Here is a 14111-nt window from a genome sequence, read left to right on the forward strand (position 1 = left end):
GCATCACGGCGCATAGGAATTGCACCCCCACCGCTTCCAGTTCTTGATCCGCGGACAGCGCGAGACCTTGGTAATCCACAGATCGAAGATGCGCGGTTCCCGGATGCAGGCGAAATAGCCGATCGCATGCGTGATGAGTGGCGCCAGAATGAACCACAGGCTCTTCGTCATCAGGAAGGCGATGGTCGTCACCGTCATGTTGATGATGAAGAAGCTGAAGGTCACGCCCGCGAACATCTGCGGGCGCGTCAGCGCGCGGTGGACCGGGTGGCGGGAAAGCTCGGTCAAGACGTTACCCCGCCGCGCCCTGGATGCCGGCGACGATGGAGACCGAGCCGAACAGGATGAAGCAGCCGATAATCACGGTCGCGCCGAAGCGCCAGTTCATCCGTCCCGTCAGCATCATGAAGCCGACCGCGGCCACCGCCATGACCGCCACTGCCGTTGCGACGCTGCCGAGGAGCGTGCCCTGAAGCCAGGCGAGCGCGGAGACGATCGGGCCGGAACCTTGCGGGTCCTGGGCAAGGGCGGCAGTCGGACTGACCAGCAGCGCGAGTGCGCCGAGTATTGCCGTCGGATGCCTGTTGAAACGCATTGAAAACTACTCCTGAAACGCGTGTGCTGTCTGGTCGAGGCGGCGAAGGATCGACGCCACGTAATTCTGTGTCTCGCGAATGCGCGGAATACCGTTTTCGCGCGCGACCCGTTCCGGGCCGCAATTATAGGCGGCCAGAGCCTTCGCCACGTCACCGCCGAACCGGTTGAGCTGGATACGCAAATAGCGCGCCCCGCCCTCGAGATTGGCGAGCGGATCGTGCGGGTTGACCCCCATGTCGCTCGCAGTGCCGGGCATGAGCTGTGTCAGGCCGATGGCGCCCTTGCGCGATACGGCGCGCTGCTGCCAGCGGCTTTCCTGCCAGACGAGCGCCTCGATCAATGCAGGACTGAGCGAATAGCGGGAGGACAGCTCTGTCACCTTGTCGAGATACTGGGCGGGAATGAAGGGATGCGAGGAGAGGGTTTCGGCGGGTGCGGCAGGGTCGAAGGGGCGCGCGACGTCAGCGTGCAACGAGGCAGGCACGCTCGCGGTGGCGCGGGCGCCGGTTACCCAGCGCGCACCATCGCTCTCGATCTGAATGACATCGGCCCGTCCGGGAACGGCCAATGCAGCAAAAGCGGCAATCGCACCGGCTTTCGCCTGCCAAGCAAGCCCCATATGTCCTCCACGTCCGCAACTCGCTACTGCTCTAATATGTCATTGAAGTGACCCTATGGTTAATTTTTTACACGGTCGAGGCACAAAAAAATCGGCCTGTCGGCAATGGAGCACGACAGACCGTAACTTGAGGAACCAAATTCCTACGCCCGCAGGCGTGATTGCTGAAACCTGGAGGGTCAGCGAGACGCCGCAAACTGGCGGGAGAACTCCCCATTATCGAGCTTTCTCAAGGCGATCTTGGCCAGCATCCGCGAATCTTCCCATTCGCCGGTAGCCGTCTCGAGCTCCATTCGCTGATCGCTGTTGGCGGCGCTGCGAAACAATTCACGGGCAGCGGCCTCGTCACCGATCCGCGCATGGGCAATACCGAGATTGATGAGGCGCGCCGGATCGTCGGCGTCGAGCGACTCGTTCGCTTCGATGATTTCGATCGCCCGCCGGTCTTCGCCCACAGCCAGTTCCTCGTAAGCGACTTCCTGAACGCCCTTTTCCTCCGTCACCACGATCGGGGCGGCAGCCTGGGCGAACAAGCTTGCAGCAAGGGTCAGGGTAATCATCATCTCTCTCCGGAACTGTTTATGACAGTATTGTTACACGAATCGCTGCGTATTGCAACAAAAGTGTAATATTGTCTCGAATGAGTCTCGAAACGCGCCCCGACGAACGAACCGTCCTAACTGATGAAAAGTCGTCCTCTTTCAGTGACTTATTCTCGTTCTGGCGCTGTTTCTCAGCGCCCATAGAAAGCTGAACGGGGGATAAATATCATCCCGTCCGGACCGCAAAATGTCACCAAACCCTCCTAGTTACTGCCCAGCGGCCGACTGGCGTCGCGGGATCAAGTTTCGACAATTTCAGGAGGTAACGGTTTTCGTGACACATCTAACTCGCGCGCTCGCAATCGGCTGTAGTGCCCTCGCCCTGGCAGGTTGCGGAGCCGACGACATCGCCTCCCCCGGAAGCGGTGGCGACATCATCATCAACAACCCCAACCCCGCTCCCGCCCCCTCGCCGACGCCCACGCCCGCAGGGGTCACGCCGGCAGCCGGTTGCCCGACGATCAATGCGAGCGGCGGCCTGACCGATGGCGGAACCATTCAGGGTCCGACCGGCACTTACCGCGTTTGCCAGCTGCCCGCCGTCATTGATGCGGACACCACCCTGCCTTATATCGAAGGTCTGCTCTATGCGCTCGGCGGCAGGGTCGACATCGGCACGGACCGCGGAGCGACGAGCACCGGTTCGACCGTCGAACTGACCATCGAGCCGGGCGTCATCATCTATGGCGCGACGGGCCGCTCCTTCCTCGTCGCCAATCGCGGGAACCAGTTGATCGCCGAAGGCACCGCCTCGCGTCCGATCATCTTTACGAGCCGCGACAACGTGCTCGGCCTCAACAACGATTCCTCGATCGGTCAGTGGGGCGGCGTCGTCCTGCTCGGCCGTGCGCCGGTTTCGGACTGCCGCACCGGCGTCATCAATGTCGGCGCTGCGAATTGCGAACAGGAACTCGAAGGCACGGCAACGACGACGCTGTTCGGCGGCAACCAGCCGGGCGACAGCTCGGGCAGCCTCGAATACGTCCAGATCCGTTATTCGGGGTTCGCGCTCGCACCGGGCAACGAATTGCAGTCGCTCACCACCGGCGGCATCGGTTCGGGCACGAACCTCAACAACTTCATGTCCTTCAACAGCAGTGACGACGGCATGGAGTTCTTCGGCGGCACGGTGAACATGCGCAACATCATCGCGGTGGGCGCAGACGACGACTCGATCGATGCGGATACCGGCGTGCAGGCCAATCTGCAGAACGCCATCGTGGTCCAGCGGACCGGCGGCGGCGACAGCCTCATCGAACTCGATTCGCCCGATGACGATTTCGATACCGATGCCCAGCCGCAGACGGTCTTCAACCTGACGAACTTCACCTTCATCGAGCGCAGCACGGCTAACTCGCAGGTCATCCGCGCCCGCGGCGGCGCGAAGCTCAATCTCGCCAACGGCATCATCGCCACCGACGGCGAGACCTGCATCCGGATCGACGAGACGGTGACGCTAAATGCGGGTCCGACCTTTAACTCGATTGCCGCCGATTGCGACGATGCACGGCCCTTCCGCGGCGATGCGGGCGTGACCGATGCGCAGGTGCAGGCCGCCTTCGCAGCGGGCAGCAACAACAGCGCCGACTTTACGCTCACGCTGACGAACCTGTTCATCAACGGCACGAACGAGAACGGCGTCGCGGTGTTCAATCCGACCGCACTGTCGAGCTTCTTCACCGTCCCGGCGAATATCGGCGCGGTCTATCCGGGCAATTCGGATTGGGTGAATGGCTGGACCTGCAACTCGTCCACCGCGACCTTCGACAGCAGCGTCAGCGCCTGCACTAGCCTGCCGGTCTACTGATCGGCCCAAGCGGAGTTCGAGGGGAGGTGTCGCGTCAATGCGGGACCTCCCCGCTCCTTATCGGAAACCGCATCGGGATGCGGATTTCGCGCAAGACTTATCGACCGAGGGATTTCATCATCATGTTCGACGCCAGGCATTATGCTGGGCTGCTGCTTCTCAGCTCTTCGCTCGCCCTTCCCTCCGCCGCATCGGCGCAGAGCATCGGCATTCCGCCGGGCGACGATCCGAGCACCGAGGAAGCGGAGGAAATCCAGGCCGAGGAAGCGCAAGGCGTCGTCGAACCGGGCGAGGATGTCGCCGCGGAAGAGCTCGTCGAACCCGATGTGTCCATTCCCGGCAGCACGATCATCGTGACGGGCCGCAGGCGGCAGGACCCGGTCCGCTCGTCCTCGCAGGTCCTGAGCGTTCTGTCCGCCGAAGACATCGCCCGGACTGGCGAAGGGGACATCGCCGGCGCGCTGGGCCGCGTCACAGGCCTTTCGCTTGTGGGCGACGGGCGCGTCTTCGTGCGCGGCCTCGGCGACCGCTATTCGCTCGCCCTGTTGAACGGCCTGCCCCTGCCCAGCCCCGAACCGCTGAGCCGCGTCGTCCCGCTCGACATCTTCCCGACCAACGTCGTCGCTTCCTCGCTCGTCCAGAAGAGCTATTCCGCGAACTTTCCCGGCGAGTTCGGCGGGGGCGTCATCAACCTCACCACCCGCGCCGTGCCCGATGAGAGTTTCGTCACGATCAGCGGCAGCATCGGCGGCGATACCGAGACGACCTTCGGCAACGGCCTCGACTATTACGGTTCGGATTACGACTGGTTCGGCTTCGACAACGGCAACCGCGACATTCCCGGCAACCTTGCGGCCTTCATCGCCAGCGGCGAGCGGATCGAGGACACGCCGGTCGAGGTGCAGGAAGGGATCGCGTCCCAGCTCTTTCCGACCAATCTCGTCACGGTGCAGCGGATCGGCGAACTTCCGGTCAATTTCTCCGCCTCGCTGACCGGCGGAACCTCGGTCGAGGTGGGCGACGGCGCCTATCTGGGCATCATCGCCACCGCCAGCCTCAAGAACGAGTGGCGCAACCGCAACGTCCGCTCGCAGGAAGCCAATACCGACCTCTCCGAATTGTCGAGCGACTTCACGACCTTCATCACGGACAACAACGTGTTGTTCAACGCGCTTCTGGGCTTCGGTCTCGAAGTGGACGAACACCGGTTCCGCTGGACGAACCTCTATATCCGGGACACGCTGAAGACCGCGCGCCTCGGACGCGGAACGCGCTTCCAGCTGGGCGAGACGGGATTCGACTTCATCAATCAGAACACCGCATGGTTCGAACGTCAGCTGATCGACAGTCAGGGCGTTGCGGAACTCGAATTCGGCGACCTGTCGATCGATCTGCGCGGCGGATATGCCCGCACCGACCGCGAAGCGCCCTTCAACGCGACCTTCTCCTACACGCGGACCAATCTGGACGACCAGTTGGGCAACGAATACGTCGTCTATCTCAACCGGCAGTCCGATACCGGCCTCGTCAGCGTCTCCTTCGACGATTTGCAGGAAGAGCTCTGGTATGCGGGCATCGACGTCAGCTACCGCTTTCTCGACAGCATTACGGCGACCGTCGGCTACGCCTATAGCGATACCGACCGCTTCTCCGTCAGGCGTGAATTCTCGCCCCGCGCGCAAGGCGATTTCCTCGACGACAGCCTCGTGCCCTATATCGGCCTGAGGCGTCCGGGCAGCATCATCAACGGCGCCTCGCTCGCAGCCTTCGATATCCGCCTCGACGAGACGAGCCCGTTTCCGGCCTTCGACGCGGCGCTGACCATCAATGCGGGCTACGGCCTCGTCCGCTTCACCCCGCTCGACCCGTTCACGGTGGAGCTCGGCGTTCGCTACGAGGATGCGGAGCAGACGGTCGCCCTCGACCAGACCATCTTCAACAACCCGATCACCGGGGCCATCCCGACCAACAACTTCAACGATTACTGGCTGCCCGGCGTGACGCTGACCTTGGAGGCGACCGACGCGTTGCAGTTCCGGGCATCCGCCTCGCGCACGATTGCGCGGCCACAGTTTCGCGAACTGGTCGAACAGCTTTATTTCGATCCGGAATCCAACCGCGCCTATCGCGGCAACCCGTTCCTGACCGACAGCGAACTGACCAATGCCGAATTGCGCGCGGAATACTATCTCAGCAATACCGACCGGCTCAGCGTCGCGGGCTTCTACAAGCGGATCGAGAACCCGATCGAAGCCTTCGTCACCACGGCGGCAGGCAATCTCCTGACGAGCTACGCCAACGCACCCGAAGCCGAACTCTACGGCGCGGAATTCGAGGCGACCTACGGTTACGACCTGTTCGATCTGGGTGGCTGGTTCGAGACGAAGCAATTGCGCCTCGGCGTGAACTATACCTTCACGCAGTCGAGCATCAGCGTCGCAGAGGACGACATCACCCGCATTCCCCCGACCGGCGACGTTCCCGCGACGCTGTATTTCAGCGACGGCGATCGCCTCGTCGGGCAATCCGATCATGTCGCCAACGTCCAGTTCGGGCTGGAAGATCTCGACAAGCTGCAGCAGTTCACCTTCCTCGTGAACTATGCGAGCGAGCGCGTCACGAGCCGCGGCTTCCAGCGGCCCGACATCATCGAGGATCCTGGTCTCACGCTCGATTTCGTTGCTCGCGCGGAGGTCAATCTGGCGAGCCAGCCATTCGAGGTCGAACTCGAAGCGCGCAACATCACGGGCCGCGACAATCTCGAATTCCAGGAGAACGGGGACGCGCGGATCGACGTCAACAGTTACGAAGTCGGTCGGCGCTTCTCGGTTTCGCTCTCGACCGAATTCTGAGCGAGAGACCGAAGCTAGCTTGCCGAGAGGAACATGTTGATCGTCAGGCGACCGGTCTCGGGATCGTCCGACAGGGGGCGGTCGCCTGGAATGACCCCCGAATGCAGCAAGCGCCCGCGATACATGACCAGCCGGTCCGGTTCGGCCTCGACTTCGCCGATCATCGTGTAGGCCTCGCTATCTCCATAATGATAGCCGGTCATCGCGCCGAATTCGGTGTGATCACGCGTCTTTGCGGAATGGAACGCGGCTTCGCGTTCGGGCGTGACGCATTCGAAACCCGTGCGGTTGTGGCGATAGAAGGCGGTTCCGCCCGTCTCTCGACCCTGAAGGTAGTGCATGACCGCGATGATGTTGCCGCTCGCATCGTCGTAATGCGGGATGCATTGGGGCGGTTCGAGATTGTCTGGCGGCGACGACACGATCGAATAACTCGCGTTGAGTACGTGCATCTCGTTTCGGAAGCCGAAGACCCGTCGCATGACCTCGATCATCAATCCGCGTTGCCGGTCGAGATAGGAAGGGTCGAGCGGCGCACGAACGCCGGGATAGAAAGCATCCGCCGGTGCAAACCGGGCTTCTCGCGCGGTTTCGAGCAACTGGCCCGGCATTCCGCTGAAATTGTCGATCACGACGACCGGCTCGCGCTCCTCGCCGAGCTGCCGAACTGAGACGGTGGTTCGCTGCCGGGCATCCATGAGAAGAAAACTGACGGCGGGGCACGCGCAAGTCAATGGCGCGCTGGACGCGGGAATAGCAGTGCTCTATCATCCGGCCATCCCCGGGGAGCGCGCTTGCGCTGAGAGGGGCGTCTAGCACCGCCCGACCCGTCGAACCTGAACCGACTAGCATTGGCGGAGGGAGTGGGCGGTCGCTTCGATACATGGCCCGCTTGCTGTCCCGCCAAACGGAGAGAGCATCATGGCCGACATTAATTCCCCCCTCGAGATCGGCGTGACCACCGGTCCCATTCGCGGCAGCCGCAAGATCTATGTCGAGGCCAAAGGCGATGCGTCGGTTCGCGTCGCGATGCGCGAAATCTCTCTGGAAGGCGGCGAGGAACCGGTCCGCGTCTACGACACCTCCGGCCCTTATACCGATGCCGAGGCTTCGATCGATATCCAGCGCGGCCTCTCGCCGCTGCGGCGCGAATGGATCGTGGGCCGCGGAGATGTCGAGGAATATGCGGCGCGCGAGGTAAAGCCCGAAGACAACGGCCAGCTCGGTCCCGACCGCTCCGGCGGCGTCCCCGCCTTTCCCAATGTCGCGAAGACCGTCCTGCGCGCGAAGGCGGGCGCCAATGTCAGCCAGATGCACTATGCCCGCCGCGGCGAGATCACGCCCGAAATGATCTACGTCGCAGAGCGCGAGAACCTCGGGCGGGAACGAATTGCCCGCGAACTGGACGGCAAGAGCTGGGGCGCGGAAATCCCCGAATACGTGACGCCCGAATTCGTCCGCGACGAGGTCGCACGCGGCCGGGCGATCATTCCGTCCAACATCAACCACCCCGAAAGCGAGCCGATGGCGATCGGGCGCAACTTCCTCGTCAAGATCAACGCCAATATCGGCAATTCCGCCGTCGCCAGCGATGTCGCAAGCGAAGTGGACAAGATGGTCTGGGCGACCCGCTGGGGCGCGGACACCGTCATGGACCTGTCCACCGGGCGCAACATCCACGACACGCGCGAGTGGATCATCCGCAATTCCTCCGTCCCGATCGGCACCGTCCCGATCTATCAGGCGCTGGAGAAGGTCGGCGGCGTGGCCGAGGACCTCACCTGGGACGTCTTTCGCGACACGCTGATCGAGCAAGCCGAGCAGGGCGTCGACTATTTCACCATCCATGCGGGCGTCCGCCTGCCCTACGTCCCGATGGCGGCCAAGCGCGTCACCGGCATCGTGTCGCGCGGCGGCTCGATCATGGCGAAATGGTGCCTCGCGCATCACAAGGAGAGCTTCCTTTACGAGCATTTCGACGAGATCACCGAGATCATGAAGGCGTACGACATCGCCTATTCGCTGGGCGACGGCCTGCGCCCCGGTTCCATCGCGGACGCCAATGACGAGGCGCAGTTCGCCGAGCTCTACACGCTGGGCGAGCTGACCAAGCGCGCCTGGGCCGAGGACGTGCAGGTGATGATAGAGGGCCCCGGCCACGTGCCCATGCACAAGATCAAGGAGAACATGGACAAGCAGCTGGAGGCGTGCGGCGAAGCCCCGTTCTACACGCTCGGCCCGCTCGTCACCGACATCGCGCCCGGCTACGACCACATCACCAGCGGCATCGGGGCGGCACAGATCGGCTGGTATGGCACGGCCATGCTCTGCTACGTCACGCCCAAGGAGCATCTCGGCCTGCCCGACCGCGACGACGTGAAGGTCGGCGTCGTCACCTACAAGCTGGCTGCCCATGCCGCCGACCTCGCCAAGGGCCACCCGGCGGCGAAGGTGCGCGACGACGCGCTGTCGAAGGCGCGTTTCGAGTTCCGCTGGCGCGACCAGTTCAACCTCAGCCTCGACCCGGAAACGGCCGAGCAGTTCCACGACCAGACGCTGCCCGCGGAAGGCGCGAAGACCGCGCATTTCTGCTCCATGTGCGGGCCTAAATTCTGCTCGATGAAGATCAGCCAGGAAGTGCGCGACTTCGCCGCGAAGCAGAACTCGGACAGCTATCTGGCGACCGAGGACCTGAAAGGCGAGAACTCACCGCAGGAACGCGAAGCCAACCGCGAAGGCATGGAGGAGATGAGCAAGCTTTATAAAGAGAAGGGCGAGAAGTTGTATCTGCCGGAGGAGTGAGAGCCACAGATGACCTATGTAGCCCAGATAATTGAGGTGATGATCGCGTCACCCAGCGACGTAGCAGACGAGCGCGAAGCAATCAGACAAAGCCTTTCTCATTGGAACGCAGCGAATGCGCGCGAAAGGCAACTCTTTTTCGAAGCAGTTGGCTGGGAATCGCACGTCTCCCCAGATCTGTCCGGTGAACCCCAGAAGCTCATCAATGAGCAAATTCTCAGGGATGCTGACCTGTTAGTGGGTCTATTCTGGACGCGCATTGGTACGCCGACATCCACGAACGCCAGCGGAACGGTTGAAGAGATTGAAGAGCATATGGCGACAGGGAAGCCCGTCATGCTTTATTTCTCTTCTCGTGAGATTGCCCCCAATGCGATCGACATGGAGCAAAAGTCGAAGCTAGATGAGTTTCGAAACTGGGCCTTCACAAGAGGCATCGTGGAGTCCTTCTCTTCAATCCCCGACCTGAAGGAAAAGTTTTCGCGTCAACTCGGGATCGCTTTAAACAAGAACTCGCATTTACAATCCCTCATTCCCGGAACTGACAACCGGTTGATTATAAACAGTGAGAACTCTGAAGTTCCCAGTCGCGGTCTGAGCGATGAAGCGTCCGCGTTACTCAAGGCGGCCTCACAACATGAGCGAAACCCGATGATTTTAATTCGACGTCATTTGGGCGGGCAGTCACTCAGCGCAGGAGGCACGAATTTCGGTGACGAAGGCGGTCGACGCCAATTCGAGCGCTGGATCGCAGCCGTCGAAGAGTTACATTATGCCGATCTGATTAGAGACATAAATGGTAAGGGCGAGATATATGAAATAAATCACGCGGGATATGAGCTCGCGGAAAGCTTATAGTTAATATCAAGGTTCAAACGGCTCTGCCGCATTATCCCGACCAATATTGAACCGCCTAGGAATAGCAGATTTCGGGCGCCTGGTGAGCGTGGATCTCAGGGATATCGAGCGCTCTCTTCAGTTCGCCTAGCATTTGCCTGTCCCTTCAACGCTTTCTGAATCCAAAATTTTGCGTGACTGCAACAACGTCCCTGAAGGGACGTAAGCACCAAGCGAGGCAGCTTTTGACACGATCTAATTTCTAGACCTGCCGAACTCCCTTATGCGATCGTCGCTTGCGACCGAAAGCATTGTCTCTAAATCATTGAGTTGGGGCTAATCGAACCTCATGGCTTGCCTTGTTTACAAGCACCTTAATTAACCCGCCGGAACCAGCTTCTCCACCAGCGCTCTGAGTTCGCTCGGCGTCGTATGTCCCGCGACGATCTCGTGATAGCCGATGCCTGCCTTGCGCAGCGCTTCTTTCTTCACCGCATCGCGCGCGGCGGCGCTGCCCTGATGGTGACCCGAACCCTGATATTCGAGCGCATGGACCACGCAGCACTTTTCGTCCATCAAGGCGAAATCGACGCGCTTGGAGTTGACAGCGAAATAGGCAGGTTTGCTCTTGCTCGACAGGAATTCGCCTAGCGAAACCTGCGCCATCACCTGCCAGCCCGGATTGCGCGCAATAACTGCCTCGTCCAGTGCCTTGAACACCTTGGCTTCCGGACGATTGAGCAGGGAGCGCGACTGGAAATTCGCTTCCATCACGATCCGCAGTTGCTCCGCCGCGTCAGCCGTCGAACCTTTGCCGCGAAAGTCGGAGACATCCTTTAGATATGGTTGGCGGTAATTCGATCGGCGGCGCGGCTTCTTCTTCGGCGAAAGAAAGGCTTTCAGAACTCCGACGACCAAAGCGACGACAGCGAAGAACAGGATGATCGACAGCCATTGACCCATATTGGCCGTGACCATGTCCATGATGTCCATCTTTAGTTCCCCCTGCCCCTCGATGACCAAATGATCTGACGAAATTCTTTGGGCCGTCAATCGTTCGATGCGTTCTGCTTCAAACCGACACCCACTTCCCTTGACCCCTTCCCCTTGCTAGCCTTCGTCTCGGTCGCACTGCCGCAAGGAGATGCCATGACCGACGCCACCGAAACCTACCGCGCCCTCATCACCAAGGCTTTCGAGGGGTTGCGCCACGGCGATCCTGCTCATTTCATGCCGCTCTTTGCCGAGGACATAGAGTGGCGGGTCATGGGCTCCTCCGCCTGGTCGAAACACGCGCGCGGCCTCGCCTCGGTCGAACGCGAGCTGATCGGCCCGCTCTTCGCGCGCTTCGCCGGACCCTATCTCAACATTCCCGAACTGATCCTCGCCGATGGGGAGCACGTCGTCGTGCTGGCGAAGGGCGATGTGCCGACGGTCGAGGGAACGCGCTACGCCAACGAATACTGCTTCGTCTTCCGCCTCGCCGACGGGAAGATCGTCGAGGTGCGCGAATATATGGACACGAAGCTGGCCGACGCGGTTCTCGGCTCGTAAGTATCGGGAGAGCAACCGGAAAAGGGACAGGGCGGATGACGGCAGGTGTGGACACGAGCAGCGACGACGAGCGGGATCGGCGACGCCTGCCGCGCATCGGCCTCGTGCTCTCTGCGATCTATGTCGCAGGCGTCGCCCTCTATCTCTGGGTGCAGGGGCAGAACCCCGCCGATCTGCGCCTCAACGAACTGGGCGATTTCCTGGGCGGCGTGTCGAGCCCCCTTGCCTTTCTATGGCTGGTATTGGGCTTCTTCCAGCAGAGCCGCGAGATCAGGCTGTCGAGCAAGGCGCTGCATCTGCAGGCGGCGGAAATGAAGCGCAGCGTGGACGAGCATCGCCGCCTCGCCGGGGGCACGGGGGAGGATCGGAGCGCGTGAGGCGGTCGATGCGCGGAGCCGTGGCCCTTGTTGCCATGGCCGCTTTCCACCTCACCGCCTGTTCGCCGGAACCGGATAACGAGCCGCCCGTCGCGATGCAGGAAGAGGTGCCCGCGCGCACCATGCCGCCGACCGATGCCGGGCGCACCTTCCCCTCCGGCGCGTGGGAAATGGTGTCCAGCGGCGAAGGCGACGGCCTGTTCTTCGACATTTCGGAGGGCGATCCGGGCCGGCTGCACCTCTTCTGCCCCTCTGGCGGAGGCCTGCTCGTCAATGCGAGCGCGCTGCGTCCGATCGGTAGCGAGGAGCGCATGACCTTCGGTTCAGGCGCAGAGGTCGTGGTGCTGGTCGCCGATCCTGCGGGCGATGAACTGCGCGGCGGGGTCAGCGCGCAGGGGCCGGTGCCCGGCAATCTCGCAGAACTGCTGACGGGGGCGGAAGGCGTCGGACTGAATTACGGCGCGCAGGACATCGGGCCGGTCCCGCCCGTGCCGCAGGAACTGGCGGAACGCTTCGTCATGGGATGCACCGACTGAGGCTGTTCGGGTTGTTGTCAATGATGGGGTCTTGGGAAGCCGCGCCCGAAACGAGGATCGCACCCGTTCCGCGAAAGGAAGGGTGCGATCGGCCGCCATGCCTGGCGTCACCCGCTATCCGGCGGGCTCGAGGAACCGGCGCTCGCAGACGCCTCGGTTCCGATGCATTGCTGCTTCGTAGGCATTCGTGCGCTTCGTTTTCGCGGCGCGCGAGCGCGATGGTGCGAACCGTGTTCCTGCTGCGCCGAAACGAGCGTTGTGTCGGCTTCGGCCCCGCCATGCCGTAGCGTCGCCTAGCGTTCGACTCCGGCCTTCTCCAGTTCCCGGCCCAGCCTGCCGGTCAGCCACAGCCACCACATCCTGAAGTCGGCGGCGAGGCTCCACAGCGGATAGGTGAAGGTTGCCGGACGGTTCTTCTCGACCGTGAAATGCGCGACCCAGGCGAAGAAATAGCCCGCGACCGGCATCGCGGCGAGGAACCACCAGCGCCCGCTTATCACGGCATAGATGGCGAGCGCCACGACGAGGCTCGTCCCGACATAGTGGAGTGCGCGGGTGCGCGGCTTCGAATGTTCGCGCAGGTAGAACGGCCAGAAGCTGGCGAAGTCCTGATATTTGCTCATGCTGCCTCCTTGGCGCGCGATGCTACCTGTCGGCGGCGGCTTTGCGAAGGGGGTTCCTATTGCGCCTTTGCGGGGTCGGAAATGTTGGTTCCCGAAACTTTCCTACCGACCCGTTTCCGGTGCATGAGCAAGGCCATGCCGCGCGCCCCGTTTTCCCCGGTTTGTCGAGCTTTTCCGCCGTGTTGCGGGCGTGTGCGCGAGGTCTTCTTTTTGCCCCAAGGACCGTGTTCCATGTGTTCCATCGCGTAGGATTCGCAAAACGCCTTTCGCGGAACGCTCCGGGGCGCGGAACGCTGATCGCCTGAGAGGGTGGACGGGTGAACAGGCGAAAGGACGAAAATGCTCGAACACGTACCCGAATGGTTGGGCCGCGCGATGAAGAACGTGCGCGCCGGGCACGAGAAGCTGGCGGTGGTGAAACTGGGCGATGCAGCGACGATCGGCGCGGGCGGATTTCGCCTGTCCAGCCCGGCCTTTACCGATGGCGGCGTGCTCGATCCGCGTTTTACTGCCGATGCGCAAGCGCCGGTCAGCCCGCCGCTTGCCTGGACCGAACCCCCTGCGGGGACGCGCAGCCTCGTGCTCCTCGTCGAGGACCCGGAAGTTCCCAGCATGGAACCCTTCGTTCACTGCCTCGGCATGGGGATGCCCGCGCGCGAGGGTGCACTGGCGGAAGGCGAGCTGCCGCCAGTGATGGGCCTGAATTCCTATCAAAAGGCGGAGTGGCTGCCGCCCGATCCGCCGACAGGGCATGGCAGCCACGATTACGTGTTTCAGCTCTATGCGCTCGACATCGCCTCGCCCTTCGCGGCGGACGCCGGACGCAGCGCCGCGCTCGACGCGATGGACGGGCACGTGGTCGGAACGGCCATCCTCCTCGGCACATATTCGCGGGGAGGATGACC

General features: G+C 62.2%; 15 protein-coding genes. 8 read left to right on the plus strand and 7 right to left on the minus strand.

All coding sequences use genetic code 11. The features are described from left to right. Positions 1-3: 3 nt before the first annotated feature. The 4 genes from GRI38_RS07680 to GRI38_RS07695 form a co-directional block, all read right to left on the minus strand. Positions 4-288 (minus strand): VirB3 family type IV secretion system protein, encoded by a 285-nt coding sequence (locus GRI38_RS07680; RefSeq protein ID WP_160682257.1) that lies wholly within the window; start codon positions 286-288, stop codon positions 4-6. A 4-nt stretch (positions 289-292) separates the two neighbouring features. Next, complete coding sequence (locus GRI38_RS07685; RefSeq protein ID WP_160682258.1) at positions 293-595, minus strand: TrbC/VirB2 family type IV secretion system protein; 303 nt, start codon at positions 593-595, stop codon at positions 293-295. Positions 596-601: 6 nt separating this feature from the next. Then, positions 602-1216 (minus strand): lytic transglycosylase domain-containing protein, encoded by a 615-nt coding sequence (locus GRI38_RS07690; protein ID WP_160682259.1) that lies wholly within the window; start codon positions 1214-1216, stop codon positions 602-604. A gap of 179 nt (positions 1217-1395) precedes the next feature. After that, positions 1396-1779, minus strand: a complete 384-nt coding sequence (locus tag GRI38_RS07695; RefSeq protein ID WP_160682260.1) for a hypothetical protein — start codon at positions 1777-1779, stop codon at positions 1396-1398. A 313-nt stretch (positions 1780-2092) separates the two neighbouring features. Between GRI38_RS07695 and GRI38_RS07700 the strand changes: the two genes are divergently transcribed. Beyond that, positions 2093-3625 (plus strand): hypothetical protein, encoded by a 1533-nt coding sequence (locus GRI38_RS07700; protein ID WP_160682261.1) that lies wholly within the window; start codon positions 2093-2095, stop codon positions 3623-3625. Positions 3626-3747: 122 nt separating this feature from the next. Next, entirely contained in the window at positions 3748-6477 is a 2730-nt protein-coding gene (locus GRI38_RS07705) for a TonB-dependent receptor domain-containing protein (protein ID WP_160682262.1), read from the plus strand. A 14-nt stretch (positions 6478-6491) separates the two neighbouring features. Here GRI38_RS07705 and GRI38_RS07710 read toward each other — a convergent pair whose 3' ends face one another. After that, a complete protein-coding gene (locus GRI38_RS07710) occupies positions 6492-7175 on the minus strand; it encodes a DUF6445 family protein (protein ID WP_160682263.1) in 684 nt (227 codons plus the stop codon). Between the two features lie 223 nt (positions 7176-7398). On the opposite strand from GRI38_RS07710, the gene thiC reads away from it, so the two are divergent. After that, a complete protein-coding gene (gene thiC, locus GRI38_RS07715; protein ID WP_160682264.1) occupies positions 7399-9279 on the plus strand; it encodes a phosphomethylpyrimidine synthase ThiC in 1881 nt (626 codons plus the stop codon). Between the two features lie 9 nt (positions 9280-9288). Then, positions 9289-10137, plus strand: a complete 849-nt coding sequence (locus tag GRI38_RS07720; RefSeq protein WP_160682265.1) for a DUF4062 domain-containing protein — start codon at positions 9289-9291, stop codon at positions 10135-10137. A gap of 357 nt (positions 10138-10494) precedes the next feature. On the opposite strand, the gene GRI38_RS07725 is transcribed toward GRI38_RS07720, so the two are convergent. Further along, positions 10495-11109 carry a DUF2726 domain-containing protein gene (locus GRI38_RS07725; RefSeq protein ID WP_237487384.1) on the minus strand — a complete coding sequence of 205 codons (615 nt, stop codon included), beginning with the start codon at positions 11107-11109 and terminating at the stop codon, positions 10495-10497. 156 nt (positions 11110-11265) lie between these two features. Between GRI38_RS07725 and GRI38_RS07730 the strand changes: the two genes are divergently transcribed. From GRI38_RS07730 to GRI38_RS07740, 3 genes are read left to right on the plus strand one after another with little or no spacing between them, the layout of a single operon-like run. Further along, on the plus strand, positions 11266-11670 hold the full coding sequence (locus GRI38_RS07730; RefSeq protein ID WP_160682266.1) for a nuclear transport factor 2 family protein: 405 nt from the start codon (positions 11266-11268) through the stop codon (positions 11668-11670). A 35-nt stretch (positions 11671-11705) separates the two neighbouring features. Beyond that, entirely contained in the window at positions 11706-12047 is a 342-nt protein-coding gene (locus GRI38_RS07735) for a hypothetical protein (RefSeq protein WP_160682267.1), read from the plus strand. Beyond that, entirely contained in the window at positions 12044-12583 is a 540-nt protein-coding gene (locus GRI38_RS07740; protein ID WP_160682268.1) for a hypothetical protein, read from the plus strand. The genes GRI38_RS07735 and GRI38_RS07740 overlap by 4 nt, the downstream gene beginning before the upstream one ends. Before the next feature lie 293 nt (positions 12584-12876). Here GRI38_RS07740 and GRI38_RS07745 read toward each other — a convergent pair whose 3' ends face one another. After that, complete coding sequence (locus tag GRI38_RS07745) at positions 12877-13206, minus strand: Mpo1-like protein (RefSeq protein WP_160682269.1); 330 nt, start codon at positions 13204-13206, stop codon at positions 12877-12879. 339 nt (positions 13207-13545) lie between these two features. Here GRI38_RS07745 and GRI38_RS07750 point away from each other — a divergent pair, with 339 nt between their 5' ends. Next, positions 13546-14109, plus strand: a complete 564-nt coding sequence (locus GRI38_RS07750; protein ID WP_160682270.1) for a YbhB/YbcL family Raf kinase inhibitor-like protein — start codon at positions 13546-13548, stop codon at positions 14107-14109. Positions 14110-14111 lie beyond the last annotated feature (2 nt).

Source organism: Parapontixanthobacter aurantiacus, from assembly GCF_009827635.1.
GTDB classification, from domain to species: domain Bacteria; phylum Pseudomonadota; class Alphaproteobacteria; order Sphingomonadales; family Sphingomonadaceae; genus Parapontixanthobacter; species Parapontixanthobacter aurantiacus.

What these genes read in the sequence shown, in the direction of transcription:
- GRI38_RS07685 (WP_160682258.1), bottom strand. Translation starts at nt 595, where the DNA reads ATGCGTTTCAACAGGCATCCGACGGCAATACTCGGCGCACTCGCGCTG.
- GRI38_RS07690 (WP_160682259.1), bottom strand. Translation starts at nt 1,216, where the DNA reads ATGGGGCTTGCTTGGCAGGCGAAAGCCGGTGCGATTGCCGCTTTTGCT.
- GRI38_RS07695 (WP_160682260.1), bottom strand. Translation starts at nt 1,779, where the DNA reads ATGATGATTACCCTGACCCTTGCTGCAAGCTTGTTCGCCCAGGCTGCC.
- GRI38_RS07705 (WP_160682262.1), top strand. Translation starts at nt 3,748, where the DNA reads ATGTTCGACGCCAGGCATTATGCTGGGCTGCTGCTTCTCAGCTCTTCG.
- GRI38_RS07710 (WP_160682263.1), bottom strand. Translation starts at nt 7,175, where the DNA reads ATGGATGCCCGGCAGCGAACCACCGTCTCAGTTCGGCAGCTCGGCGAG.
- thiC (WP_160682264.1), top strand. Translation starts at nt 7,399, where the DNA reads ATGGCCGACATTAATTCCCCCCTCGAGATCGGCGTGACCACCGGTCCC.
- GRI38_RS07720 (WP_160682265.1), top strand. Translation starts at nt 9,289, where the DNA reads ATGACCTATGTAGCCCAGATAATTGAGGTGATGATCGCGTCACCCAGC.
- GRI38_RS07725 (WP_237487384.1), bottom strand. Translation starts at nt 11,109, where the DNA reads ATGGACATCATGGACATGGTCACGGCCAATATGGGTCAATGGCTGTCG.
- GRI38_RS07730 (WP_160682266.1), top strand. Translation starts at nt 11,266, where the DNA reads ATGACCGACGCCACCGAAACCTACCGCGCCCTCATCACCAAGGCTTTC.
- GRI38_RS07735 (WP_160682267.1), top strand. Translation starts at nt 11,706, where the DNA reads ATGACGGCAGGTGTGGACACGAGCAGCGACGACGAGCGGGATCGGCGA.
- GRI38_RS07745 (WP_160682269.1), bottom strand. Translation starts at nt 13,206, where the DNA reads ATGAGCAAATATCAGGACTTCGCCAGCTTCTGGCCGTTCTACCTGCGC.
- GRI38_RS07750 (WP_160682270.1), top strand. Translation starts at nt 13,546, where the DNA reads ATGCTCGAACACGTACCCGAATGGTTGGGCCGCGCGATGAAGAACGTG.